The sequence below is a fragment of the Moorena producens PAL-8-15-08-1 genome, from assembly GCF_001767235.1.
GTDB lineage: Bacteria > Cyanobacteriota > Cyanobacteriia > Cyanobacteriales > Coleofasciculaceae > Moorena > Moorena producens_A.
Genome location: NZ_CP017599.1, coordinates 1,929,013 through 1,953,647, shown reverse-complemented (window position 1 = coordinate 1,953,647; position 24,635 = coordinate 1,929,013). Strand labels below are relative to the sequence as shown.

General features: G+C 43.9%; 22 protein-coding genes. 10 read left to right on the top strand and 12 right to left on the bottom strand.

Going from position 1 to position 24,635, the window contains the following annotated elements:
- Nucleotides 1–624: 624 nt before the first annotated feature.
- Nucleotides 625–1,797, bottom strand: a complete 1,173-nt coding sequence (locus BJP34_RS07460; RefSeq protein ID WP_070391803.1) for a pyridoxal phosphate-dependent aminotransferase — start codon at nt 1,795–1,797, stop codon at nt 625–627.
- An 826-nt stretch (nt 1,798–2,623) separates the two neighbouring features.
- Between BJP34_RS07460 and BJP34_RS07455 the strand changes: the two genes are divergently transcribed.
- The 4 genes from BJP34_RS07455 to BJP34_RS07440 all read left to right on the top strand — a co-directional run bounded on the left by BJP34_RS07455 (nt 2,624) and on the right by BJP34_RS07440 (nt 8,104).
- The gene (locus tag BJP34_RS07455) at nt 2,624–3,055 is read left to right on the top strand and encodes a hypothetical protein (protein ID WP_070391802.1); all 432 of its coding nucleotides are present in this window, start codon (nt 2,624–2,626) and stop codon (nt 3,053–3,055) included.
- Nucleotides 3,052–4,722: an ATPase domain-containing protein gene (locus BJP34_RS07450; protein ID WP_070391801.1), complete on the top strand. Its 1,671-nt coding sequence runs from the start codon at nt 3,052–3,054 to the stop codon at nt 4,720–4,722. Before BJP34_RS07455 ends, BJP34_RS07450 begins: the two co-directional genes overlap by 4 nt.
- Nucleotides 4,723–4,789: 67 nt before the next feature.
- Nucleotides 4,790–6,994, top strand: a complete 2,205-nt coding sequence (locus BJP34_RS07445; RefSeq protein ID WP_070391800.1) for an ATPase domain-containing protein — start codon at nt 4,790–4,792, stop codon at nt 6,992–6,994.
- Between the two features lie 303 nt (nt 6,995–7,297).
- Complete coding sequence (locus BJP34_RS07440; RefSeq protein ID WP_070391799.1) at nt 7,298–8,104, top strand: GAF domain-containing protein; 807 nt, start codon at nt 7,298–7,300, stop codon at nt 8,102–8,104.
- Between the two features lie 49 nt (nt 8,105–8,153).
- On the opposite strand, the gene BJP34_RS07435 is transcribed toward BJP34_RS07440, so the two are convergent.
- Nucleotides 8,154–8,369 (bottom strand): hypothetical protein, encoded by a 216-nt coding sequence (locus BJP34_RS07435; protein ID WP_070391798.1) that lies wholly within the window; start codon nt 8,367–8,369, stop codon nt 8,154–8,156.
- Between the two features lie 2 nt (nt 8,370–8,371).
- Entirely contained in the window at nt 8,372–10,345 is a 1,974-nt protein-coding gene (locus tag BJP34_RS07430; RefSeq protein WP_070391797.1) for an ATP-binding protein, read from the bottom strand.
- A gap of 736 nt (nt 10,346–11,081) precedes the next feature.
- Between BJP34_RS07430 and BJP34_RS07425 the strand changes: the two genes are divergently transcribed.
- From BJP34_RS07425 to BJP34_RS07415, 3 genes are all read left to right on the top strand, one after another.
- On the top strand, nt 11,082–12,278 hold the full coding sequence (locus BJP34_RS07425; protein ID WP_070391796.1) for a GNAT family N-acetyltransferase: 1,197 nt from the start codon (nt 11,082–11,084) through the stop codon (nt 12,276–12,278).
- A 167-nt stretch (nt 12,279–12,445) separates the two neighbouring features.
- On the top strand, nt 12,446–12,910 hold the full coding sequence (locus BJP34_RS07420; RefSeq protein ID WP_070391795.1) for a GIY-YIG nuclease family protein: 465 nt from the start codon (nt 12,446–12,448) through the stop codon (nt 12,908–12,910).
- A 135-nt stretch (nt 12,911–13,045) separates the two neighbouring features.
- Nucleotides 13,046–13,624: a PspC domain-containing protein gene (locus BJP34_RS07415; RefSeq protein WP_070391794.1), complete on the top strand. Its 579-nt coding sequence runs from the start codon at nt 13,046–13,048 to the stop codon at nt 13,622–13,624.
- A 142-nt stretch (nt 13,625–13,766) separates the two neighbouring features.
- Here BJP34_RS07415 and psb32 read toward each other — a convergent pair whose 3' ends face one another.
- Entirely contained in the window at nt 13,767–14,489 is a 723-nt protein-coding gene (gene psb32 / locus BJP34_RS07410; protein ID WP_070391793.1) for a photosystem II repair protein Psb32, read from the bottom strand.
- A gap of 156 nt (nt 14,490–14,645) precedes the next feature.
- Between psb32 and BJP34_RS07405 the strand changes: the two genes are divergently transcribed.
- Entirely contained in the window at nt 14,646–15,371 is a 726-nt protein-coding gene (locus BJP34_RS07405; protein WP_070391792.1) for a Uma2 family endonuclease, read from the top strand.
- Nucleotides 15,372–15,498: 127 nt separating this feature from the next.
- On the opposite strand, the gene BJP34_RS07400 is transcribed toward BJP34_RS07405, so the two are convergent.
- Both BJP34_RS07400 and BJP34_RS07395 read right to left on the bottom strand, forming a co-directional pair.
- Entirely contained in the window at nt 15,499–17,757 is a 2,259-nt protein-coding gene (locus BJP34_RS07400; protein ID WP_070391791.1) for a PBP1A family penicillin-binding protein, read from the bottom strand.
- 495 nt (nt 17,758–18,252) lie between these two features.
- Complete coding sequence (locus BJP34_RS07395; RefSeq protein ID WP_070391790.1) at nt 18,253–18,705, bottom strand: DNA-binding protein; 453 nt, start codon at nt 18,703–18,705, stop codon at nt 18,253–18,255.
- 446 nt (nt 18,706–19,151) lie between these two features.
- Here BJP34_RS07395 and BJP34_RS36265 point away from each other — a divergent pair, with 446 nt between their 5' ends.
- Entirely contained in the window at nt 19,152–19,304 is a 153-nt protein-coding gene (locus tag BJP34_RS36265) for a DUF4278 domain-containing protein (protein ID WP_083305042.1), read from the top strand.
- Nucleotides 19,305–19,355: 51 nt separating this feature from the next.
- On the opposite strand, the gene BJP34_RS07390 is transcribed toward BJP34_RS36265, so the two are convergent.
- The 4 genes from BJP34_RS07390 to BJP34_RS07380 all read right to left on the bottom strand — a co-directional run bounded on the left by BJP34_RS07390 (nt 19,356) and on the right by BJP34_RS07380 (nt 21,480).
- Entirely contained in the window at nt 19,356–19,976 is a 621-nt protein-coding gene (locus BJP34_RS07390; protein WP_070391789.1) for a hypothetical protein, read from the bottom strand.
- Nucleotides 19,977–20,145: 169 nt separating this feature from the next.
- Nucleotides 20,146–20,688 carry an EF-hand domain-containing protein gene (locus tag BJP34_RS07385; RefSeq protein WP_070391788.1) on the bottom strand — a complete coding sequence of 181 codons (543 nt, stop codon included), beginning with the start codon at nt 20,686–20,688 and terminating at the stop codon, nt 20,146–20,148.
- A gap of 199 nt (nt 20,689–20,887) precedes the next feature.
- A complete protein-coding gene (locus tag BJP34_RS42710; protein ID WP_158517074.1) occupies nt 20,888–21,049 on the bottom strand; it encodes a hypothetical protein in 162 nt (53 codons plus the stop codon).
- A complete protein-coding gene (locus BJP34_RS07380; protein ID WP_070391787.1) occupies nt 21,049–21,480 on the bottom strand; it encodes a DNA-binding protein in 432 nt (143 codons plus the stop codon). Before BJP34_RS07380 ends, BJP34_RS42710 begins: the two co-directional genes overlap by 1 nt.
- A gap of 228 nt (nt 21,481–21,708) precedes the next feature.
- On the opposite strand from BJP34_RS07380, the gene BJP34_RS07375 reads away from it, so the two are divergent.
- Complete coding sequence (locus tag BJP34_RS07375; RefSeq protein ID WP_070391786.1) at nt 21,709–21,912, top strand: hypothetical protein; 204 nt, start codon at nt 21,709–21,711, stop codon at nt 21,910–21,912.
- Nucleotides 21,913–22,709: 797 nt separating this feature from the next.
- Here BJP34_RS07375 and BJP34_RS07370 read toward each other — a convergent pair.
- Nucleotides 22,710–23,702: an IS4 family transposase gene (locus BJP34_RS07370; RefSeq protein WP_083305041.1), complete on the bottom strand. Its 993-nt coding sequence runs from the start codon at nt 23,700–23,702 to the stop codon at nt 22,710–22,712.
- A 390-nt stretch (nt 23,703–24,092) separates the two neighbouring features.
- Nucleotides 24,093–24,272 (bottom strand): hypothetical protein, encoded by a 180-nt coding sequence (locus BJP34_RS39005; protein WP_143727925.1) that lies wholly within the window; start codon nt 24,270–24,272, stop codon nt 24,093–24,095.
- Nucleotides 24,273–24,635: the final 363 nt, after the last annotated feature.

Here is a 24,635-nt window from a genome sequence, read left to right as displayed (position 1 = left end):
TGTTAGTTGCTAACTGTTAATTACCCATTCCCAATTACCGATTACTTGAGAAGGGAATGATAATTAGTCAACAGGTGCGACCCGTGGCGAATTTAATTCGCCAACGGAAAGCGCACCTACGCATTTGGGATGATATTTTTGGAATTTCCGCGACTTTGCAATAAAACTTATTATAAATTAACCATAAAGTTTACCAGAGTAGACAAATATTTACCATAAGAACTACCCAGAATTTGTTATCCGGAATACACTTAAGTCAGATTGAAGTATAAACCTAGAGGCTTGAAAAAGCCTGAGTTGATAATAAAGAGGTAAGACCTATGGATAGCGAACTGAGCCAAGTTCTATTACTGGTGTTAATTTTTTCTATTTCCTGTATGATTTTGTCTCCGGTGTTATGGTGGATTCTGCCAGACAGAAGCATCAATAACGCCTAACCAGACTTTGCCAAAACCAAGCCAGTAAGCAGGTTTAGATGACATCAGTCTCAATAAGCATGTATTATGAACCCACCCCTTCTTGGTGGGTTCACTATAAAAAAAACTGGTCTAATACCTCATCCCTTGTAGACAATTTGTGAGTCAATTTTTCTACACAATATTTTTTGCATCTCCTGCCCTTGGGTCAAACTTTTTGTAAAATTTCGTTAAGACCTGCAACGAATCGTTCAATACCTTCTGCTACAGTTTCTTTTTGCAAAGCACCATAAGCAAGTCTGAGGTAACACCCATCGTCCATACCAAAGGCGGTACCTGGCATCACAGCTACTCGATGTTCCCGAATCAGTCTCTCTACCAATTCAAAAGCATCCAACTGAGTATCCACTTTTAGGAAAACATAGAACGCTCCATCCGCAGAACCAATGGTACACAAACCCTCTAGACGTTTCAGGGAGTTCAATACCACCTTTCGTACAGACGCGATCGCATTAATATGAGGTTGACAGTAATTTTTTCGAGTATTCAATGCCCCTAAAGCCGCATACTGAGAAATGACTGGGGGACAAATTAGGATTGTATCCTGAACTTTTTGAATTGGTTCAAACAAGTGTTCTGGAATAATCATGTAGCCAATCCGCCAACTGGCAAAACCGTAGGCTTTGGAGAGGCTGTACAGAGAAATAGTGTGTTGACTACTTTCGGGAAAGGCACCTGGGGAAAAGTGTTTCACCCCGTTGTAAGTAAAATACTCATAAGCTTCATCACTAATGTGGTAAATTCCGTGATCGGCACAAAGTTGATTTACCTGACGCAATGCCTCTTGGGAATATACCGCCCCAGTAGGATTATTAGGTGATATGGTAACTACTGCCCGGGTTCTATCGGTAATAGCCTGTGCGATCGCTGACGGACGTAGCTGGTAATTCTGATCGGTTGGCACCAGGACTGGATGACAGCTTGCCATCTGAATCGCCATTTCCTGGTTGAAATAGTAAGGCGTTTGAAGAATAATCTCGTCCCCGGGAGTGGTAATTCCTAGAATCGCGTTCATGAACGCCATGTTGCTTCCTGCGGTGACAACGATGCGGTGAGCAGAATTGATTTCAATATCGTTATCAGTTTTCAGTTTTGCCTCAATTGCCTCTCGCAAGGCCGCAATTCCATGTACGGGTTTGTACTTATGATTGTCTGGTAAGCTGTAGAATTCACGCAACATTGCCATTGCCTCTGGGGGGGGATCATAATAGACCACCCCCTGTCCTAAGGATATGGTCTCAGGATATTTACGGATCAGTTCCGCAACCATGGGAATGACTGGCAACTGCACCGCCTCCATGCGGGAGGTCAAGTTTCTCATAGTTTCTTCTTTTGTTGAGTGAACGCACCAGTGGTTTATACTAGCGAATCTCATACCAAATCCGCTTGGTCATTACCCCTTTATAAAAATCGACCAAATCTTTTTATGCCAGGAATCTAGGGCGATGCGGATCAGGGGGGTATGGGAACAGGATTTGGTATGAGCAGTTAATCGAGATAAAAAAAAACTGAATTTTTCTATTGCTTCAGTATTGTGTTACTATCCTTAGAGGCGTTGTTTACTTTTCCTTTAATAAAAGTTATGTTAATTATAATTAAATATTTTTGTATTAATTTTTGTTTGTTTTTGATTCGGTATTACTAAAAAAATCTTAAAAAAATCTTAAAAAATAGCTAACCAATCCGATTAATTTTAATAATATAATAAGCTGTGGAAATTGATGGGATAAACTGGTAGTTATCCATAGATAGCCATGAATAGAACTACTGAGGGGGCGACATGCCAGCTGAAATCATTACTGGGTAAGAGTTTTAGCCCATAAGTAACAGAAAGATACATGCTGTTTTGGGCGCTTCATTGGACCTAGTTATAAGGGTTTAAGCTTCCAGAAAACGATGCAGTGGCCTCACGGGGAGGCAGTGCCGACCTGCGGGGGTAACCCCGATGAGCAACTGCCGTGGTTTCATCCACTCGCGCTTTGCATCAAGACAATGAATCCAGGGTCAATTTCGGTCTGTATCTTGCCTGAGTTATTGGCCTAAAAGCTTTATATAGTGGGCATTTCAGGGCTTATTATATAACCCCCTCAGCTAGAACTAATAGTTTTCTTAACCTTAACTGGGCACGAAACTTTGAGGAGAGTGCGATGAGCGATCCTAATAGAGAAATGGAGATGCGATCGGCACAACCATTAGCTGAACAGCCAGTCCAGGATCAAGTTGACCAGGCGAAGACAGAGGCCCGTAAGGAAGAAGTTATCGACATTTACGAAGATTTGCTCACCACGATCTGGGACCGGATTATGCCGACCTTAGGTAGAGTGACAGTAGTGTCGATTATGGAAAGATCTCTAGCTTTGACAGCGGAAAAATATCCCCTGATTGGCTACATAGAATCAAGTGCCGAGGGAGTTTCGTTTGAGGTGTTTCGCAAAAAGGTTTCACCAGAACAACGGTTGTTAATTCGTGAGGCGCTCAAAGAGTTAGTCACAACCCTAATCGATATTCTAGCCATCTTGACGGGCGACATTCTAGTCAGACAATTACTCAAGGAAATTGAAGGGAAAAAACTTATATGATCAGTCCTCGGACAAAGCCCTTAGGTAAACTGCCTACTAGTATTCCTGGTCTAGACTCGATTCTCTCTGGTGGTATTCCGGAATTGTCCATTAACATCATCAGTGGGCCACCCGGATCTGGTAAGACGATCTTTACCCAGCAAATACTATACACCAATGCTACTACAGAGCACAAAGCGCTTTATTTAGTCACCCTATCGGAACCTTCAGTCAAATTACTGCACTACCTACAAAAGTTTGATTTTTTTGACCCCAGTAAGGTAGGTACTGCGGTAATTTATCTCGACATCGGCGAGATTATCCGAGAGCAGGGTCTAAAAGAAGCGGTCGCTGCCATTATTAATTACGTAAAAGAGTACCGACCTGCCCTGATCGGCATTGATAGCTTCAAAGCCATTCATGATTTGGCAACGGATCCAGTAGAAGTACGTAAGTTTGGCTACGACCTCTCAGTGCGTCTGACCACTTGGGGAGTAACAGCTTTTTTAGTAGGGGAATACACTGACGAAGAAATTAAACATCAACCGATCTTTGCCATCGCCGATGGGATTATTCGTCTGCAAAATCAGCCTCTGGGGTTACACTTCCAGCGTTATTTAGATGTGCTCAAACTCAGGGGGGAAAATTATTTTACCGGGTTGCACCCCTTTGAAATCAGTCAGACTGGCATAGAAGTCTATCCCCGGATTAAGATGCTGAAGAACTTATGGATGAAGACCCAGGTCAGCCAAGAAAAACTTTCCACTGGCATCCCTGAACTGGATAGGATGTTAGATGGGGGATTGCAGCATAGCACGGCAACTATGGTTGCTGGAGGCGCAGGCACTGGTAAAACCTTGATGGGACTTCACTTCATTGTGGCTGGAATTCTCAAAGGGGAGCCTGGAGTAATTGTTACCTTCCAAGAAAATCCCCAACAGCTCAAAGCCATTGCCATGTCCTTAGGTTGGGATTTAGAGGCGATGGAAAAGCAGGGAATGCTAGTGCATATGTATGATTCTCCCGTAGAACTACAGCCGGATATCCATGCTGCTAAGGTTAAAGCTGTTGTAGACAGGGTTAAGGCTCGCCGGATTATGCTTGATTCTCTCAAGGATATTGAGATTGCCACCCCAAATAAGGTTCGCTACAAAGACTATATTTACTCGTTAGTGAACCAGTTGAAACTTCAAGGTGTGACCACCATCGTAACCAATGAAATTGGGGAGCTATTCGGACCGTTTCAGTTGAGTGAGTATGGCGTCTCCTTTGTGGTGGATAATGTTATCCTCTTGCGCTATGTAGAACTATCCGGTCGGATTGGACGAGCCATAAACATTATGAAGGTCAGGGGAGCGCCCCACAGCAAAGAAATCCGGTTTTTTGAAATTACCTCAGATGGAATAAGCATCAACGAGGTGATTGAAGCTCAAACTGGTGTGCTGACTGGAATGCCTGTCTTTAATAATAATTACTTCAATAACAATGGCTTTAAGGAGTTGCTTAACCAGAGTCGTAATATCATGGAAATCTTGCAGGGGGTGGAGGAGATGGACATCAATGAATTAGCAAATCGCACTGGATTCAGCCCTCAAGAGTTGCTCCATGAATTAGAGAATCTGAAGCAGCAGGGTATGGTAATTACCTGGGAAAGTCAGAACACAACCTATTACAAATCTACGATTTGATTGATTATTAGTTAACTTACCACTAATGACTAATGACTAATGGCTAATGACTAATGGCTAATGACTAATGCCCAAAATCAAATTAATGCCTACAGGAGTGCCAAATCTGGATGCCGTTTTGGGCGGTGGCTTTCCCATCTACTCATTGAATATCTTGGCAGGGGCTCCTGGCACTGGCAAAACAATTTTGGTGCAGCAGATTCTGTTTAACACTATCAAGCACCAACCCCATAAGAGAGCTCTTTACCTCAGTACCCTTTCCGAGCCAACCCTTAAGGTGGTGCGTTATATGCAGCACTTCCAATTCTTCGATGCTCAAGTATTTGGTGAGCAGGTGATCTATAGTGATATTGGCTCATTCTTAATTGAACAACCGATGCCTAGGTTGGCAGATCATATAGTGGGTTTGGTCAATCAACATCAAGCAGAAGTTATAGTCATTGACTCTTTTAAGGCCATTGCTGAGCTGACCGAAAAAAGTGGTGACTTCCGCCGTTTTTGCTACGAACTATCGGTTCGCCTCGCCAGTGCTCGTTGCACGACTTTTTTAGTGAATGAATCCGAACGCTCCCAGATTAACCACAGTCCAGAATTTGCTTTGGCTGATGGCATCCTTTACCTTTCGACCCATGAGGAGGCAGGGGAGCAACGCCGTTGGTTACAGGTTCATAAATTACGGGGTCTGGCACCTTATATGGAACCATTTCCCTTTGTGATCACTAATGTGGGGGTGCGGATTCTTAGCCCTACCCTAACCCTCAGGCAAAAGTCGGTGAGTTGGTCAGTTCCAGCAGGGCGTATGGTGATGGGAATTCCGGGTTTGGATCAACTGTTAAGGGGTGGTATACCTTACGGTCGTTCAATCATCCTCTCGGGAGTTGCTGGCACTGGTAAAACTACCTTTGCCCTACAGTTTCTCATGGCTGGAGTTGACCGAGGGGAAAAAGGCTTGCTCTTTTCTTTTGAGGAAACCCCCTCTCATCTGTCCCAGATGGCAGCCGGTTTTGGTTGGGACTTAGAACGTCTGATTCAACAGGAAATGCTGCGCATTGTCTTTGTTACCCAAACTAATATCCGGGTTGAAGAACACCTAGATCAAATTGCTCAGGAAATCGCCTCCTTCCAGCCTCAACGTTTTGTGGTGGATTCACTATCAGTCTTGTTCTACAAAGTGAATAACCGAGCCATCCAGCGAGAAAAGACCTTCCAATTAGCAACCCTGATGCAACAAATCGGTGGAGTGGGTATCTTTATCTCAGGTATCCCTGCTCATGAAACTGGACACCTATCCAGCTTTGGTGTGGAAGAAACCATTGTCGATGGCATGATTATGCTATCAAAAGAACTGGTTGGTCGTAGACGCGATCGCTATCTAGAAGTATTTAAAATGCGAGCATCTGACCATGTCTGTGGTTCTCACCGCATGGCAATCACAGAAAACGGTATTGAGATATTGTACAGTGCCAGCCAAATATCTCCCCCCTCAACCACCGAATCATTAAAATTTATTGAGGATGCTCCCTATTTAGTGTTTGGGTCACTCGAAAAATTGCTCCCAAACCAAATCCCCTATAACACCGCTTCCTTGGTGGAGGGCGCTCCCGGACTGGGTAAGAGTACCCTAGCCTATCAGTTTTTGCTCTGTGGCTTGCATCGCCAAGAATCAGTCTTATATATTAGTGCGGATATTCCTAGGCAGCAAGTTTATCAAACCCTCCCAAGTTGGGGATTACTCCCTGACCCCTACCTGGAAGCAGGGCAGTTGGTAATCCTCGATACCTTTAGTCCCATAGTAGACACATTGCCAGCAACCTCTGTACACCTGAATCTGAATGACCCGGAGATGCTATTGCTCAGGATTGCGCAACAGCTCGAGCAGATGCCTAAACCCTGTCGAGTAATCTTTGACTCCCTCACGCCTCTACTAATCAACTGTACCCCTAGAGAGTTTATTAAGCTGGTCTACCGTAAAAATCGTCAACTCCGTCAGCCTGATGTGGCAGTGTTAGATATTTTTGCTCAGGACGGAATCGAAAAAAGCGATCGCTACAATTTACTGAACCTTTATGATCTCGTAGTAGACCTTTATTCCCCTGACTGGGATGAAATTAATAACGGAGCAGACATTGGCTACAAAAATTGGCTGCGAATTACTAAAATTCGTGGGGCTAAGGCAGATCAGCGTCCCTACCCTTACAGTATCTCCCCCACTAAGGGGATTGTGATTGAGAGCACCTCATCTCAATCAAAGATTATCGATCACTTAGCGTGACCGTTCGCGTAGCGTGACCTAAGGTCAAGGTCAAGGTCAAGGTCAATCAAAATTGATTTCCCAAACACTAGAAAATCTCTCGACGCTTCCAGAAAATCTAGCGAAATCAGCCTGTCGGAACAAACGTTTGCTATCGACCACTCCAGAAAGACGCGCGCAAAATACCAAAATTTAGGAACTGATCAACTATTCTCAGCCGTTAGTCTTCTATTATTCAGTTTGTTTCTAGCGTCTAGATCTGAGGCGCTTATCACCTTTACACTATCATTCCCGTTATTATCAAAACATTTTTGTTCAAAAATTATGACAGGCAAGCAACCGGTGTGGCAAACAACCTTTGACCAAATCAAGGCAACCATTGACCCACCAATTTATGGTATGCTACTCCTAGAAGAGCAAAAGACTCGGTTGCTTATTGTGCTAGGTCAGCAGTCAACTAATACTGCGGCTGAGCAATTGCGAGCTTTGGCACTGATTACCTTGGCTAGCCTAACTGACCTAGACCTCCAACCAGACCAAATTCAGATGGAGTTAGTGGCATCACAGGGAACTGATGCCCCAGAAACCGTCGCTTATTTAGCCCAAAATGACCTGAAGCAACTGTTTGTTACCCTGAGTTTTCTAGCATTTTGTTCAGAAACGCGATCGCTAAATGTTGATGCCTTAGGGCAAGCACTACGAGAGAGCACCCTGATGCAAAACGCCATGGCTGGATTGGCTGGGTGGAGTTTAATCAATCGTCAGGGGGTGATGATTTATCGCTACCCAGAAGCCCCGGAATTAGATTTAATTGGTAAAGACTATTCCGATCGCCGCTATTTTCAACAAGCTATCAAGGGACGCACCTATATATCAACAGTTTTTCGGGCAAAGAGTAACCTTTGGGTTGCTGTGGTTTCTTTACCAGTGATTGGTAACGATGGGCAGGTAGTGGGGATAGTATCTGGGGGTTTGGATTTGGCAGGAGTGCGGTCATTTCTGAGCGTGCCAGTAATTGATGACTATAAAATCAAGGGTCTAATTACCATTGCTAGTCCAGAAGCAGACGCTTTTGGTGAGGAACAATTGAAGGTTATCAGCTCATTGGCGCAACAGATTACTAGTTCGTGAATTAACAGTTGCCTAGGGTGCGTAGGGTTCGTTAGGGGCGGGCTTGCCCTTATTTTTCGCCTCGTAGCCAGCATTGGGATAGTCCAGCCGAAAATGAAACGGGCAAGATGCCCGTTCCACCCACTGGCTCAAACAGCTTTAATGAGATGCACGAGGTTAGTTGGGTTACAAAGACAGCCATAATTTTTGACTTCAAAGGTTGATAATTATAACCGACTGCTCCACTATTGTCAACACAGCAGGAAGTACGAGAAAAGCGCTGCATCCCTATTCCCGTTTTCCATCTATGATTGGCAAGGTAATTTTAACGGTGCTGCCCTTACCCTCTCCAGGACTGGAGAGGGTAATAGTACCTCCCATCATTTCCATTAAATTCCGGCAAATAGCTAGACCAAGCCCTGTTCCACCGCATTGGCGGGTGGTCGAGCCATCAACCATCACAAAGGGACGAAATAGTTTTTTCTGTTGACTGGGATCAATACCAATACCTGTATCCTTAACAATAATCACAACCTGTGAATGAGAAGTTAGATCAGAAGCCTTGGCAAAACTTCTGTTGTTCTGAGACAGGGGTAGCGGTTCAATTCGGGTCTTAATGGTAATGCTGCCATTGTCTGTAAATTTGGTGGCGTTACCAACTACATTAATTAGAACCTGCTTGAGCTTAGCTGGATCAGCAGGAACGATAATCCCCTGATGCAAATCGCTGGTATGAAACTCAAGACCTTTCTGCTGAATGGGAATAGTCTGTAAATTTATGACTTCATCAAGCAACTCCCACAGGTAAATCGGCTCAATTTTTACCGATAATTTACCAGCTTCAATCTTCGCCATATCTAGAACGTCATTAATGATTTCCAGCAGATGCATGGCAGCATGATCAGCCCTTTGTAAAAAATCGATTTCTTCTTCGCGGTTGTCACAGAAACCATCCCGTATTAGTCGCAAACAACCAATGATGGCGTTCAGGGGAGTTCTCAGTTCATGGGAGGTATTCGCCAGGAATTCATTCTTGAACTTATTAGCAGTTTGGGCTTCTTTCCAAGTAGCTTCGAGTTCTTCTGCCCAATGTTTCATGCGTTCAATCATCCCACCGAAAGCTTCCGACAATTGGTTAACTTCCCTAATTTTGAAGTTTTGGGGTATACGGTCGTAGGGTAGGAACTGAGATTGATTTAGAGCGTAGTCTCTGAGTTGTTCGAGAGGACGAGCTAATTCCCGAGCAACATACATCGTTGCCAACAGGGTTGCCCCAATCAAGCCACAGGTGAAGATTAGCAGAACGTGCTGAATCTCTTTGAGACCAGCCAAAGCAATATCAACGGGGGTAACCGCTAAAATCACCCACTTTTGACCTAGCTCAGCAGTAATCGGACTTGGAATTGAGGTATAGCCAGCGGTTAATTCCACGTTGTTTTTAATCCAGTACGACGGTTCAGCAACATCTTGTTCCTGTGCGATCGCTTTTCCGAAAACCCTTTTGAGTCCCTCTTGTTCTTCTTCCCGATTGATCTTGTCTGTGATCTTCTGTGCCACTGGCTCTTGATAGTGATGAGTCAAAACTTGCCCTTCTTGGTTAATCACTACCGGATAGCTAGACAATATCTGCCGTTGTGAGGCTGGTGTCTGTAGCAGAGCTGACTGGATGATCAGGGCAAACTGGAGTTGACCTGATCGGTTATAGACTGGGGCACTCAGGACTAGTTTGAGTTTACTGGTAGACTTGGGGGTATACAGTTGGCTAGTTAAAGTTGTTGAGGGGTTTCTTGAGGGGTGTTTCGGCAGTAGTATGGTTACCTCAACATCATTACGGTTAGTTAATGATTGACTTTGCTGCACCGAGGATACAAAAGTCGGTCGGTTAGTTAGCAATTGGTTAGCACAGGTACTTGCGGCGATTGCTTTGCTCTGTAGCTCCATCAACTGTACACAATCGATCTGATGTGGTAACAGTTGATCCAATTGTTCTACAAATTTTTGATAGGCGGTTGGGGATTCCGACTTTAGGGCTACAGCTTCACTGGCACTCACCAAGTTGGCTTTGAGGGCAGCAATGGACTCTTGAATGCTCTGTGCGTGGAGTACAGCACTTTCCGTCAGATTTTGGCGAGCACTGTCCAACAGCAATGAGCGTGCCTTTGTGTAAGTCACATACACTCCTGCTAGTAAGACTGGCACACTTAGCAGCAGAAGGCGCGAAAGTAGAATGCGACGAAAGGAGGATAGACCTAGCTTAACCATAATTCGTCTGATATTGATGGCTCAGAACAACCCAACCGCAAGATAATGGGGTTTGTTTACAATTACTCACTACAACCTTGGTACTCAGATTGATATCTTTATTCCCTCTATTTAGTTTATGGAAACTTACTCAAATAAATCCAGTTAATTTGAGTAATTTTTCTCTGCCATTCTCAACTAGGGTTGTGTCCATTTAACGTCAGATGGAAGGACAAAGGCATAGATGCATACCTTGGAGGATTCGAGTAGATCTACCAAGGTTTTCCCTGACTATCAAGACCTTCAGGGTTTGAAGTCTGTGACTAGATGTGTTATAGAAAAGATTTGCTAACCTTTCTAGCCCATCTGGAAAACCAAGTGGCTCTCGCTGATGGGGTCTTGTTTGGTGCAGGTACTTTGCGTGCCTATAGTGTGAAGTTAGTTTAACTTAAACTAAGAGATGGGATATCTGGTCATATCTCCTCTGATAACTCCCTCGACTAATTAAATAAAACTTTAAGTTAAATACTTGAAGTTAACGGAAAAAACGTTAAGGCTCAAGGTAAGAAACATTCCAGTTTCTCAGTAATTGATCCCAGGAATTGTTTCAGACTTGCTGACTTGCTGACTTGCTGACTTGGCCTTGGCCTATTGGCCACGCGGGGCGCGTTTGGCCACGCGTGCGCGTTCAAACTTGCATACTAGCAGAATTGCTGACTTTCCCAATCTCAAGTTCCTCTAATCCTAGATTACCCCAATGGTTCAACAACCCAAGCTTGACTATTCCGTTATCTGGGTCAACCGCATGGCAGATATTCCCCAATCCGCTTGGGATGACCTTGCCCAACCCCTAAAAACCCCTTTTCTGGAGTGGGACTGGTTGAATAATATTGAAACATCTGGTAGTGCTACTGCTAAAACGGGTTGGTTGCCCAATCACTTAACGGTATGGCGAGATAGACAGCTGATCGCGGCTGCACCTATGTATGTCAAAGGTCACAGTTACGGAGAGTTTGTCTTTGACCAACAGTGGGCGGATTTATCCTATCGCTTGGGCATTTCCTACTATCCGAAGTTGTTGGGGATGACACCATTTACCCCAGCGGTAGGCTATCGGTTTTTGATGGCACCGGGAGAAGATGAAGATGAGCTGACACAGATAATGGTCAGTGCTATCGATCATTTTTGCGATCGCAATCATCTGTCTGGTTGTCACTTCCTCTTTGTTGACCCGGATTGGCGACCAGTAATTGAACGCAATGGTTTTAAGGGCTGGCTACATCACAGCTATATTTGGCAAAACCAAGGCTTTAGCAGTTTTGAGGATTACCTAAAGGTCTTTAATGCCAATCAACGCCGCAATATTAAACGAGAACGTAAGGCTGTAGCCAAAGCAGGTCTAACCCTGAAAATATTCACGGGGGATGAGATTCAAAAATCCTTGTTTCCCTTAATCTACAGCTTCTACAGCAGCACCTGCGATAAATTTATGTGGGGTAGCAAATATCTCACGCGCCAGTTTTTTAAGCAATTGTATCCTAACTACCGTCAGCGAGTGGTACTAATTGCTGCTTATCGGGAGGAGGATGACCAAAAACCAGTGGGAATGTCCTTTTGTATCAATAAGGGCAGTCATTTGTATGGTCGTTATTGGGGCTGTTTTCAAGAATTTGACTGCCTACATTTTGAAGCCTGTTACTATGCACCAATTGAGTGGGCAATCGACCAGGGCATCACCATGTTTGACCCTGGTGCTGGTGGGCGTCACAAGAAGCGTCGTGGCTTCCCAGCAACTGCTAACCATAGTGTTCACCGATTCTACGATAAACGCTTTGACCGGATTTTTCAAAACTATATCGATGAGGTTAACGTCATGGAACTTGAGGAAATTGAGGCTATTAATCAAGATTTGCCCTTTACCAAGCGCGAGATTACCTTTGAGATTCCGGATTGATGAGCAGTTGAGGAGTATTTTGAATAAACGCGCCTTTTGCACAAAGCACAGATACGATTTCCCCGATCTGACTTGACATAAGGTCTTTACATAAGGTCATTAGGTGTGCTATTATTACCAATTCCTAGCATACAAATCAGGTATTGCTCAGCCCAACTACAACAATAATGAGTAATTTTCGCCAATGCTCACCCTATGACCTGCTAGCCCTGGCTGTCGATGAAGCGTCGGAGGGAAGACACGCAGCTGCATTGCGTTATATGACCATGGCTGTAGAGCGTTCTAAGCTTCCAGAATACGCTAGTGACGCTCAAACCTTTATTCGGTTGCACAAAGCCACAGGGAATTTAGTACAAAGCTGCCTATCCAGCCCTGAGGAAGAAAATCCAGCTAGGCTTTACTTTATCTTAGACAAGGGACGCAATGCGATTCGGATCGGTTACACTACTAACCCCAATGGTAATATTAGAGGGCTTGAAACTAAGAGTGTAACGACTTTAGAACTAATAAAAATTATCCCAGGTAGTGCTAAGATGGAAACCGAATTTCACAGGAAATTCCAACATCTTAGGATTTCTGGGGAATGGTTTGATGCGACTCCAGAAGTAATGAGATATATATCATCTCTTTGACACTATTCACCCCACAGGAGCCTCACATCTCCCCCGATCTGGGAGTGATTGGGCTAGCATAGGAGTAGTTATTCACCAAGGGTGCTAACACCAAGGGCTCATTGGCTGTGGTTTTAGCATGCCATTAACTCTGGCATGATTTACCTTCCTTTACTCCTGTTTTTATTTTTCATTGGACCAGTACTAGCTGCTATTCCTGTCCGTCGTTCTGTTAAACTTTGGCAACACTGGAGTTTGATTGGAATTTGTATTATCTTCGGTATTATACCACTTTTGCTTGCTTTTGGTGGACTCCAATTGGCAGAGTTGTTGGGCTGTGAATCGGTAATGATTACATTTACTTGTCCGCAAAAGCCTTGGCTTGGGAATATTCTTTCGTTCATGACTTTTTCTCATTGGTTTGCAATCTTGACAATTCCCTCTGGATTTGTGGGTACTGTAGGATTGGTGATTACCTTAGTACAGCGTTTGAAAAAGTCAGAAGATGAGATTTCAGGGAGCACAAGAAACCGGTTTACGAGGAGCAGACGCCATAAGATAATTGCTGGGGTTTGTGGAGCCATTGCTCAACGGTTTAGGATTTCAGTTCTGGCTGTACGGATTGTGACGGTGGCAGTTTCGATTGTGATTAGCCCAATTGCCCCGATTATAACGCTGTTTTATGTCTGGATATGGTTAGCGTTTCCCTTATCCCCTTCCAGGGAAAATGCTTAATCACAGAATTAAACTACTGCGAAGTCATCAACAAAAGAGTTAATGGTAATAGGCAAACATCTAAATCATTGCCCATTACCAATTTATGAGTTTTTAACAAAACTCGCTGACAGCTGAAGGCTGACAACTGACAGCAAAATACTTAGGAAAAACCTTGGTAGAAAAAGTAGGTAACCATCGGCACAACTGTAGCAACAACCAAGATCACTACAACCCAAAGGGTAGCATTGCTCTCTTGAGTTTCTTCTGCACTCTTAAAGTTGCCAGCAATGTTGATTTCTTCTTCCACTACAGGAGGACCAGGATCTGGTTCGCCAGATAAGACAGCTACTATGCGATCGCTTACATCTAAGAAACCCTGATTATACTTGTTACCATCCCGCAGCGGCACCTGTAGGGTTTCAGAAGCCACACTTTCAGCAATGTCATCGGACATAATTTCCTTAACGGCATTGCCAGTAACGATAGCACTGTTATTGGTGACAGTATCCAGCACTATCAAGGTTTGATTAGCTTGGTCTTCTGGATTACCATACCATTTTTCAAACAACCCTTGGGCAAAGGTTGCTGCTGTTTCACCATAATCTAGGCCGTGGACAGTGACCAGTCTAACTTGATTGCCTGTTGCTTTCGCTAAATCCTCTAAGGATTGAGTCAACTTGCCTTCTGTGAAGCGAGAGAGAACTTCTGACTTGTCAATTACCCAAGTCGGTTCTCCAGCGCTAATGTTAGGCATTTGATAGACATTGATGGCATTGGCTGGTGCTGCAATTATTCCGCTTGCTAACAAGATACCTAAAAGAGGGATAATTAGGGATTTAATGTATTTGCGTTGATTTTGTAGTTGGTTGAGGAGCTGTTTCATAACAAAGCTGACAAAAAAGACGTTGACTCTCTCAAAATAGACTTGTCCCTAAAATACTATAGAAACTGCTCATCAACCTAATCTGATTTATGGTCAAGATAATGGTATTTAGCTAATCTGCTAACATATCACCACTCAGGTCTAGGCAATTTAACTATGCTAAACTATGACCCGTTACAATACCTTCCGACTTCAGAAGAATTACCCTCTTCTGATGAAACCCCTGTGGATAATGAACTGCAAGATACCATCCCTCACTTATTGAAATCGATTTTAGCGATAATCTGGTCAGAGCGCAGAGATTGGTTTTTTGGTATAGATATGGGATACTATTACAATCCCAAACACTCAGCGATAGTGCCTGATGGATTCCTCAGTTTAGGAGTACAAAGATGGAAAACTCGCCCTAAGGGTCGTCAGGGACGTTTGAGTTATGTGTTGTGGGAAGAAAATGGTGTTGTGCCAATTCTGGCTCTTGAGATTGTATCTCAAACCTATAACGGTGAGTATGACCAGAAAAAATTAGACTATGCTGACTTAGGGTTATTATACTACGTTATTTATGATAGCGATAACTATCAACCTCATAAAGGGGATAGCTTTGAAGTGCATCGCTTGGTAGATGGAGTTTATGTGCGTCAACCAGGGAATCCGGTCTGGATGCCAGAAATTGGTCTAGGTATAGGCACAGCAGAAGGAACCTATCTTGATTGGACTAGGGAATGGTTGTATTGGTACGACCAAAATGCTAGACGGTATCCCTCCGAAAATGAGAGAACTCAACAGGCTGAGCAACGGGCTACTCAAGCTCAACAAGAGCTTGAAGCTTTGAAAGCTCGACTGCAACAGATGGGCATCAATCCTGATCAGCTTTTGGATTGATCACCTTTGATACCAACAACTGTCTCTTCTCCCCATCTCCCTATCTCCCCATCTCCCTATCTCCCCATCTCCCCATCTCCCCATTTCCCTATCCAACTAATCTACTATATTTAAATACCACTCGGTATCAACTCTCTTTAGGTACCACTTGAGCCATATATTTACCCCACAACTGGGCGGCTTGGCTACTACTGCCACTGGTAGGAGAATTGTCATCATTGCCAAACCAAATCCCTGTAACGATCTGATGCTTGGGAATAAAACCGATAAACCACAGGTCTACATTTTTATCAGTAGTACCAGTTTTTCCCCCTTCTCCTTGACCAATCCGAGCACTGCGACCGGTGCCACTGGTGACTACAGCCTGAAGCATTTCTGTCATGGTCTTGGCTACGGCTGGTGAAACGGCTTGGTTGCTGATAGTTGGCTGATCAGCGAAGTCGTAGATTACTCGACAGGTTTGGTAGTCTTGGTAATCGGTGCAATCACTACTGTCTAGAATTCTGATAATACCATGGGGACGATACCACATACCTTGATTTGCGATCGCACCATAGGCTCCAGTCATTTCCAACAGAGTAACCTCACTTTGACCTAAGGCTAAACCAAACACAGGATCGAGTTTTGAGCTAATACCTAACCGTTGCGCCAGCCGTATTACTCTATCTAAACCAGCATCTTGAGCTACCCTGATCGCTACCGCATTTTCCGATTGAGCCAGACCAGCATACATATCAATTTCAGTAGCATCTCCAGACCGCTCACAACGTCTGATCCGTTTAATCCCAGAGCAGGAGTAGGTTTTGCTTGGTAAAATCCCTTTTTCTAAAGCAGCAGCATAGGCAAAGAGTTTAAAGGTTGAGCCTGGTTGACGCTTGGCTTGGATAACGCGATTAAACTGGCTTTTTTGGTAATCGGCACCTCCAACCATGGCTAGAATCTCGCCATTACTGGTATTGATGCTTGCGATCGCTCCCTGGGAAAATCCTAAGGGGCTACCAGTGTTCTTAACATAGTCCCGTAGAGCTGCTTCAGCTTTGGCCTGAGACTCGGTATCTACAGTAGTTTCTACAATAAAATTACCTTCCTTAGCCAAGTCTTTGCCCAGTAACGCCCTCAATTGCTGGAAAACGTAGTTATAGAAATAGGGGGCTTTGGTACTAGAAAGCATTTCTCGGGCTTTCGGGCTAACTTCAATCCGCGATCGCCTCGCTCGATTAGCCTCTTCTCGACTAATCATTCCCAAAGCGTGCATCCGGTCAATCACCCGATTCCGTAATTGTAATGAAGTATCATAATTTTGGATTGGGTTATAGCTATTGGGTGCTGGTAAACTTGCTACTAGCGTTGCGGCTTCTTGGATATTCACATTAGCTGCTGATTTGTCGAAATAAAATTGAGCAGCATCTTCAAAACCAAATGCTTCTATACCTAAGTAAACTCGGTTTAAGTAAGCCTTTAAGATCGCGTCCTTACTGTAAACTGTCTCTAACTTTAGGGCAATTATTGCCTCCCGCACTTTCCGGTCTGCGGTATTGGCTCGACCGACATACTCCGGAAATAGGCTTCGTGCTACCTGCTGAGTGATCGTACTAGCACCTTCGCGAATGCCTCCCCCTTGAAGATTCCGCACCACAGCTCGCATAATCCCATAGGGGTCTACTCCAAAGTGCCAGTAAAAGCGGCTGTCTTCTGAAGCAATCACTGCTTTCGGCAAATATGGGGAAAAATCCGATAACCTCCTCAGTTCTCGGTGAGCATCGGTCCTGGGTTGCCGTAGGGGGATTTGGTCACGAGAGTAAACAATCACAGGACCTGTGACTCCCTCGGGCAATGGCCTGACTGATGGTGCTTTCAGGGTTTCAAATCCAATTAGTAATACGACTAAAGCAATTAAGCCACCGATGCCATAGAGAAAGTAACGGATTCCTTGGATATACCAGGGGGGAGGATAGACGTACTGTAGCTGAACTGATGCAGCTAGTTCTGGTGGTCCGATGGTAAGGGTGTCTCCGTGATACAGAAGCAAGGAAGAAAGTCGGCGTCTGCCACGATAGATACCATTAGTAGAGTTTTGGTCTTTTATGATAAACCTACGCCCACGCCTACCATACCGTTCTAGGGAGAGATGAACTTGACTGACTACTGGGTTGCGAACGATTATGTCACAGGATTTGGAACTGCGACCCAGTACGTAACGGTCCCCAACCAGGGGATAGACATCGGATTTGTTGGTATTACTGTCTTGCACCCAAAGTTCCGGCACTCTAGCATTAGGCTTTAGTGCTACTGCTTGAAGATTGACCTTCGCATGAATGGTCTGTACTACCTGAGTTAGCTGACTAAGTATGGTTTTTGGTGGTTTGGAGGGTGGTTGAGAACTCATGGTCAGCGATCAGCGATTGCTTGGGTGCTTCTGGAACCATTCTAATCGCTCTAGCAATCAGCTCTTTTTCCCTGTTCCCTGTTCCACACTCGATCATTGAGCCCCCCTAGCCCCCCAATTTTGGGGGGAACAAAACTCTTAAAGTCCCCACTCGATCATTGAGCCCCCCTAGCCCCCCAATTTTGATACCGTTGGCGAAATTAATATTTGTTTACACAAGAGTAGCAGATGGGTAACTTTAAGTTCATGCTCCCCCAGAATTGGGGGTTGGGGGGCTATAAAGACTGCTGTCTTCAGGCTGATATTACTAAATGTTTTTTTCGCCAGCAGTATCAATTTTGGGGGGAACAAAACTCTTAAAGTCCCCACTCGATCATTGAGCCCCCCTAGCCCCCCAATTTTGGGGGGAACAAAACTCTTAAAGTCCCCCAAAGTTGGGGGACCAACGGGGGCTTGCCCAAAACCAGAGGATCCCTCGCGTATTCATACTTCAATTCAACGACTAGCAGGAAAACTACCACCAACGAAGTGAATATCACTAAAGGTTTCAATCCACAAACGAGCGCCACAATCGAGTGGATGATCGGGATTATAGACAATCTTACTTGGACCAAGGATTTCTACTTCGTTGCCGTAGAGATTGGTACCACTGCGTTTTACTGAAATCACTGGCTTGCGCTCTTTGGGGCTTTTCTTGATATTCGAGCCAATGTGATTGCGGTTGACATTAATCTTCGCTAAAGCGGGAGGACGACTAGTGCGCCATTTCCCCTTCGGTCCACGGGTACCTTTGGTAATTTGTGGCAAATGGTTGAACAGAGGGATAATCCAGAATTTCCCAGTTTTATAAGCACCGCGAACGCGACCCTTCTCTAGGAGTTGGCGCAATCGTCGAGAGGAAATTCCTAATAGAGATGCCGCTTCAGTAGTTCCAACGCATTTGTTCATGGAGTGTTTTTTAACTCTTCCTATAATACTAGTTTAATAGATAAAAATAAAATTGGCAACTTGAGGGAGTCGGGAATCGGGAATCGGGAATAAACAGAAGAGTTTAGGGTGTGGCAGGGAAATGCGATCGCATTTAGTTAATCCCAAGAAATAAGCGGAATAGTTTAGCTATGGTCGTCAATGCGTTCGCTTAGCGGCTCCAAGCATCGCAAGGGACTGCTCTGAGGTAAAGAAGTGGAAAATCTTATTAAATTTATTTGTTTATTTATTTATAATGAGTTAAACTAAGGATTAAAACCCTTATCAAGCAACAGTTAATGGCTTTATCGGAATTATAAGGTTAATAAAAACATAATCAGGAATTAACATAAAAATATCCTTAAGTCCTGGAGGTTTTTATAAAAATTAAGGTGAGTTCTACAAAATTAACGGACTAAGAGATAGATATGAAACTTAGGTATCGTCGTATCAGTTACAAGCTTAAACCTTCTCTACTAGAAGTGACAGAGGGTGAAATTGGTGGAATTTATCGAGTACAGAATTGGAGATATCACTATCCCAAATACCTTCCTAAATTCCCTCAGATTGATTTAAGTTAGCTAAATATAGTTAACGCCAACATTGTATACTCTGATATCTAAAAAGTAGAGCTATTTTAGTTTCCCTTTTTGTTTTAATTTATCTACTAGTGTAAATAGCCGATTAAAAGGCTCTTGTTCCTCAATAAACAGAACTATTAGTGACACTGGTTTTGGATCACTAATATGATATTTAAATTCCGGATAATTTATTCTGGTCGCACCGATTTTACAAAAAAAATTTCCTGGATCTGGAAAAGTGGAAGTACTAATTATATACTTACACTTTTGTTTTCTTAAGTACTTGATTTCCGCTGCTAATATTAATGAAAAAATGGGAGATTTACGGAAGCTGGCTTTTACAGCTGCTCGAGTAAACTCATAATTACAATCGTTTTTTAAAAATTTTGGAATTTCAATATATTTTTCTACATCTAAACGTCCATTAATTCGAGTAATTATACGATGTATTCCTATGAGATTTTCTCCGTAAAATCCCCCAAATTGTATTGAAACTGAGTCATAGTCATCCGTTAGTATATTTCCTATCGGACTTGGTTGGATTCTTAAATTTGAAGGATTACCTTCCGGTGGTATCCAACCTAGCTCTTCCACATAAACTTGGTAGAGTAGTCTATGAGCTAGAGTTTTTTCCTCTAATCCTCTGAGGATTCTTACAGAATAACAATCCATAATCAACTATTAATGAATTTATTGATTGTTTTTACTTCTACGATTAAGTTTTTTTACTGGTGCAAGATGTGAGAATAAGCCGACTATTTTATCTAAATATTAAAACCCTAATCATCTTGCTATTATCATGATTAGGGTTTATTCACTATCTTATAGTAGAAGACAGAATTTAGTAGGGACCGAAGAAACTATTTCCTGGTGCATCTGGATCATCGCTCATATGGAATTGCTTAACTAATTCTACCAACTCTTCTTTAGATATATGACCGTCACCATTGAAATCTAACTTAGGAAATATCTGTTCTGCTAATTCCTCAGAAACTCGCCAACTTCCAAGAATTATTTTGTATTCATCAGCAGTAATAACGCCGTCTCCATTTAGGTCTAATAACTCGAAAACTTGGTTGCCCATATCTACTACTGTTTGGTACATTGAATCATCATTGATCCGTCGATAACCGTGTGCTAACCAATCCTTTAGGTTTACTTTACCATCGTTATCTGTATCAGCATCCTTTTGGAGATGTTCCCAATCCTCCATGAATTTAGCATGGAGCTGATTATATTTGGGGGAATTAGCTTCGAGTTGGCGGGCTTGGGCTAAGGTTTGGAAGATAGTTTCAAAGTCTGCTTGTTCTACGACACCGTTTCCATCTGCGTCATAAATCTGGAATAGTCTGCTCCATTTTCTGGTTTGAAGTTCTGTCAACATAGGTTGGTATTCCTTGTTTTTCTCTTACGAAAGTTAAATGCATCAGGATCTTACCATTATTGACCCAAAGAATATCAACTAAAAACCTCCGTATCCATAAGGAAGGTTCTATAAGTGCTATCGGGTAACATGCTATATTATTTACTGTATATGAGTATGACACGCTCAAAATACACTCGTAAACGAATGTCTACCTCAACTAATACTGCAACCCTTGGCATGTGAGCGACATTAGGTGTTCAAAAAACCCGTCGTTACCCAAAATAGTCCCGAAGCCCTTGACCCCCTCAACTACTAGCCGGAAAACTTCCACCAGCGATTCAGCGCGGTCTTGGGGGTTTCCCCCACTCGCGCTTTGCATCAAGAAACAAAGTGAATATCACTAAAAGTTTCAATCCACAAACGAGCGCCACAATCGAGTGGATTATCGGGATTATAGACAATCTTACATGGACCAAGGATTTCCACTTCGTTGCCGTAGAGATTGGTGCCACTTCGTTTTACTGAAATCACTGGCTTGCGCTCTTTGGGGCTTTTCTTGATATTCGAGCCAATGTGATTGCGGTTGACATTAATCTTCGCTAAAGCGGGAGGACGACTAGTGCGCCATTTCCCCTTCGGTCCACGAGTACTTTTAGTTATTTGTGGCAAATGGTTGAACAGAGGAATAATCCAGAATTTACCAGTTTTATAGGCACCCCGCACCCGACCCTTCTCTAGGAGTTGGCGCAATCGTCGAGAAGAAATTCCTAATAGAGATGCCGCTTCAGTAGTTCCAACGCACTTGTTCATGAGTAGAGTCTTTTTAACTATTCCGATAATACTAGTATATAGGATTAAAAGAAAATTGGCAATAAAACCTTGTTACAAAACTTTTAAAAATATGTTATAATTAAAGATTATTTCTGCTATAATAAAATTACCGTGGAACGTTTTAGCGCCCACGGTAAGAGCCAGCCCCAGATTTTCCACCCTCTCAGGCTGGCTCTCGTCCCCCAGTTAAGGAGATAACTTATTATTATGACGTACTCTCAACGCCTTTATCCATGGGCGGTGGTTCGCTTATTGCCCATGATGCAAAGAGTGGTTGTTGGTCGTTTCCGCAATCGCTCGGATGCGGAAGGTCACATGCAGGCTCTGAAACGGCTAATGCCTGATGGGAAATTTATTATTGTTTTTGATATTGGCCAGGAGATAGAGGAAGAATCTGAGGAGATCGAGTAGGGAGTGTCAGCGATCAGTTATAGCGTTATGCGCAAGGCAAGAGGAATCCTCCAATTCTGGGGGACTTTGACCACTGCGCCCCCTAAATCCCCCAATTCTGGGGGACTTTGACCATCGCGCCCCCTAAATCCCCCAATTCTGGGGGACTTTCAACCCCTCGATATCTTCTCCCCCCAAAATTGGGGGGCTGGGGGGGCATCGCCAACTTGGAGGACTTTGACCACTGTGCCCCCTAAATCCCCCAATTCTGGGGGACTTTCAACCCCTCGATATCTTCTCCCCCCAAAATTGCGGGGCTGGGAGGGCATCGGCAACTTGGAGGACTTTGACCATCGCGCCCCCTAAATCCCCCAATTCTGGGGGACTTTCAACCCCTCGATATCTTCTCCCCCCAAAATTGCTATCCATTAGGCAAAAGTAGTCGAAACAGTGATAGAGACTAGGACGTAGAAGCAAGTTGTGAACCTTCAAATAAATGGTAAAAGGTAGAAAGCCCTCGCGGCTAGAGTTTTCAAGCCAGGTTCGCCATCTCCGGTACGGGCCAAAAATCCACCCAAACGTGCAATCGCTCATCAGAGCTTGGCGAAGAGTAGGAGGTTTTTTCGAGCGGTTTTTGGGTTGAAATTGAAGTCGCTTGAGCTTCCATTCCTGTGGAGATAAAACTACTTGGCAAGAAGCATCGGGATTAAGTCGAGCGAGATTACGTTAACCACATTAATCGCCAAGCAACAATGTTATAAGTAGCCAGTGCTTTGAGTAAACGCTCTCTAGTTTGAAGTTGAAGTTTTTCGCGTGCGTCAGCCACTTTTAAGGGTAAAGTGAAAGCGTTCGATGAGCCATCGATAACTATACCACTGCACGCATTGCCAAGCTTTTTGGAAGTCGTCAATTGGTAGAGTTGTGAGCAACAACCAACGAATGGGTTGACTACCATCAGCCGGTTTCTCAGTTTCTTCTACCAGTAGTACGTTGATTTCCACTGGATGGAGATTGTGGGGTTTGGGATGATGTTGAGGCACTTCCAAAGTGACTCTTATCCCTCGGATTTGTAATGATGCCTGACGAGCTGGACGTTTGGGATTACGCTCTAAGTTGATGGTCATTGTACCTAAAATTGGTCTTTGTTCAATCATCGGTAACAGATATCCCATCTCCTCTTTCACCCTGCGATTATACTCTCGAAGAATCAGTAATTCGCTATTAGCAGAACGCTTTTGGGCGAATAACTCGAAGATATCAGCCTCACGATCTGCAACATGTATGAGCTTGGCTTTTTCCGCTAGTCCTTCTTCAGCTCCCTTAACTGTCTCTAACCATCGATAACTTTCTTTTTCTTGAATCGCTTTTTTCTTGCGTTCTTTTTTCAAACCACTCCTGTGCTTTCTGGTCCAACTCTGTTGATGTAGCAGTCCTAATGGTTTTCCTTTGGCACTGACCGCTATACAGCTATGAACTTTAATTCCTTGTTGAAGGGTCTGATTTATATATCCCAAACCTTTTGTGGCTTCATGTGTCGTATACTCCAAGTCGGTCGTGTCCTGTATTGCCAGCACTACTCCTGCTTCCACACATCTCCTCACTACGCCTTCCTTGTGTGAAGCCAATATTTGTGTTCTTGTCACTTTCTCATTTGACCAAAATCTGTAAATACTTTGGCTGTTGCTGGCATTACCACTCGCTTTTGGTACTGTTTCTCCTGGATGCTCGCTTAAGACCACAAGTGTCTTTCTCAATCTTTTGGCATGACGTATGTCCTGAAAAATTTCGGATTTATTTCCTGGCTGATCCAATCCTTCATTTGTTCTTCTTCATCTCCTGATTGACTTTTTCCTCTGATACTCTCATAACCAATGCCTCCCTGTCCACTCCCGTGAGGGTGCTCCTACTTAGGGCTTGCTGAATAAGTCTATTGATTCGGGTAATAAGTAATAAGTAATAAGTAATAAGTTAAGAGTTCACTATCGCTTGCTGCACAAGTCTTTGGGGAAATTTGCGGATCTGAAACTAGCTCTTGAAAAATATGCTTATTTTTCCCTCACATTCCGAATATAACCAAGTGTTCCCCTACGATGGTGCCAGGTTTTTGTATCGATGGGCTCAAAATCCTGGCACTTTTTCAGGGTAAAAATGATTGAAAGCCCTGTCTGGTATAGTTTCCATACTTGTGCAGCAAGCCCTACTTAAGTGCGATCAGCGCAAGCTGCTGCCGTAGGCGATCGCGTTTGTGATTTTGCGATCGCGTTTGTGATTTTGCGATCGCGTTTGTGATTTTGCGATCGCGTTTGTGATTTTGCGATCGCGTTTGTGATTTTGCGACCGCAGTCTTGGGAAATCCCTGTTAGTTTAATAATGGCTCTCACCACTCCTCTCCCAATCCTTGCCTAAATCCTAGTCTCTATCACTGTTTCGACTACTTTTGCCTAATGGATAGCAAAATTGGGGGGCTGGGGGGGCATCGCCAACTTGGAGGACTTTGACCATCGCGCCCCCTAAATCCCCCAATTCTGGGGGACTTTCAACCCCTCGATATCTTCTCCCCCCAAAATTGGGGGGCTGGGGGGGCATCGCCAACTTGGAGGACTTTGACCATCGCGCCCCCTAAATCCCCCAATTCTGGGGGACTTTCAACCCCTCGATATCTTCTCCCCCCAAAATTGGGGGGCTGGGGGGGCATCGCCAACTTGGAGGACTTTGACCATCGCGCCCCCTAAATCCCCCAATTC

Bases quoted from the DNA above. Each gene is read 5' to 3' on its own strand.
- BJP34_RS07460 (WP_070391803.1), bottom strand. From the start codon at position 1,797: ATGAGAAACTTGACCTCCCGCATGGAGGCGGTGCAGTTGCCAGTCATT.
- BJP34_RS07455 (WP_070391802.1), top strand. From the start codon at position 2,624: ATGAGCGATCCTAATAGAGAAATGGAGATGCGATCGGCACAACCATTA.
- BJP34_RS07450 (WP_070391801.1), top strand. From the start codon at position 3,052: ATGATCAGTCCTCGGACAAAGCCCTTAGGTAAACTGCCTACTAGTATT.
- BJP34_RS07445 (WP_070391800.1), top strand. From the start codon at position 4,790: ATGCCCAAAATCAAATTAATGCCTACAGGAGTGCCAAATCTGGATGCC.
- BJP34_RS07440 (WP_070391799.1), top strand. From the start codon at position 7,298: ATGACAGGCAAGCAACCGGTGTGGCAAACAACCTTTGACCAAATCAAG.
- BJP34_RS07435 (WP_070391798.1), bottom strand. From the start codon at position 8,369: ATGCAGCGCTTTTCTCGTACTTCCTGCTGTGTTGACAATAGTGGAGCA.
- BJP34_RS07430 (WP_070391797.1), bottom strand. From the start codon at position 10,345: ATGGTTAAGCTAGGTCTATCCTCCTTTCGTCGCATTCTACTTTCGCGC.
- BJP34_RS07425 (WP_070391796.1), top strand. From the start codon at position 11,082: ATGGTTCAACAACCCAAGCTTGACTATTCCGTTATCTGGGTCAACCGC.
- BJP34_RS07420 (WP_070391795.1), top strand. From the start codon at position 12,446: ATGAGTAATTTTCGCCAATGCTCACCCTATGACCTGCTAGCCCTGGCT.
- BJP34_RS07415 (WP_070391794.1), top strand. From the start codon at position 13,046: ATGATTTACCTTCCTTTACTCCTGTTTTTATTTTTCATTGGACCAGTA.
- psb32 (WP_070391793.1), bottom strand. From the start codon at position 14,489: ATGAAACAGCTCCTCAACCAACTACAAAATCAACGCAAATACATTAAA.
- BJP34_RS07405 (WP_070391792.1), top strand. From the start codon at position 14,646: ATGCTAAACTATGACCCGTTACAATACCTTCCGACTTCAGAAGAATTA.
- BJP34_RS07400 (WP_070391791.1), bottom strand. From the start codon at position 17,757: ATGAGTTCTCAACCACCCTCCAAACCACCAAAAACCATACTTAGTCAG.
- BJP34_RS07395 (WP_070391790.1), bottom strand. From the start codon at position 18,705: ATGAACAAATGCGTTGGAACTACTGAAGCGGCATCTCTATTAGGAATT.
- BJP34_RS36265 (WP_083305042.1), top strand. From the start codon at position 19,152: ATGAAACTTAGGTATCGTCGTATCAGTTACAAGCTTAAACCTTCTCTA.
- BJP34_RS07390 (WP_070391789.1), bottom strand. From the start codon at position 19,976: ATGGATTGTTATTCTGTAAGAATCCTCAGAGGATTAGAGGAAAAAACT.
- BJP34_RS07385 (WP_070391788.1), bottom strand. From the start codon at position 20,688: ATGTTGACAGAACTTCAAACCAGAAAATGGAGCAGACTATTCCAGATT.
- BJP34_RS42710 (WP_158517074.1), bottom strand. From the start codon at position 21,049: ATGCAAAGCGCGAGTGGGGGAAACCCCCAAGACCGCGCTGAATCGCTG.
- BJP34_RS07380 (WP_070391787.1), bottom strand. From the start codon at position 21,480: ATGAACAAGTGCGTTGGAACTACTGAAGCGGCATCTCTATTAGGAATT.
- BJP34_RS07375 (WP_070391786.1), top strand. From the start codon at position 21,709: ATGACGTACTCTCAACGCCTTTATCCATGGGCGGTGGTTCGCTTATTG.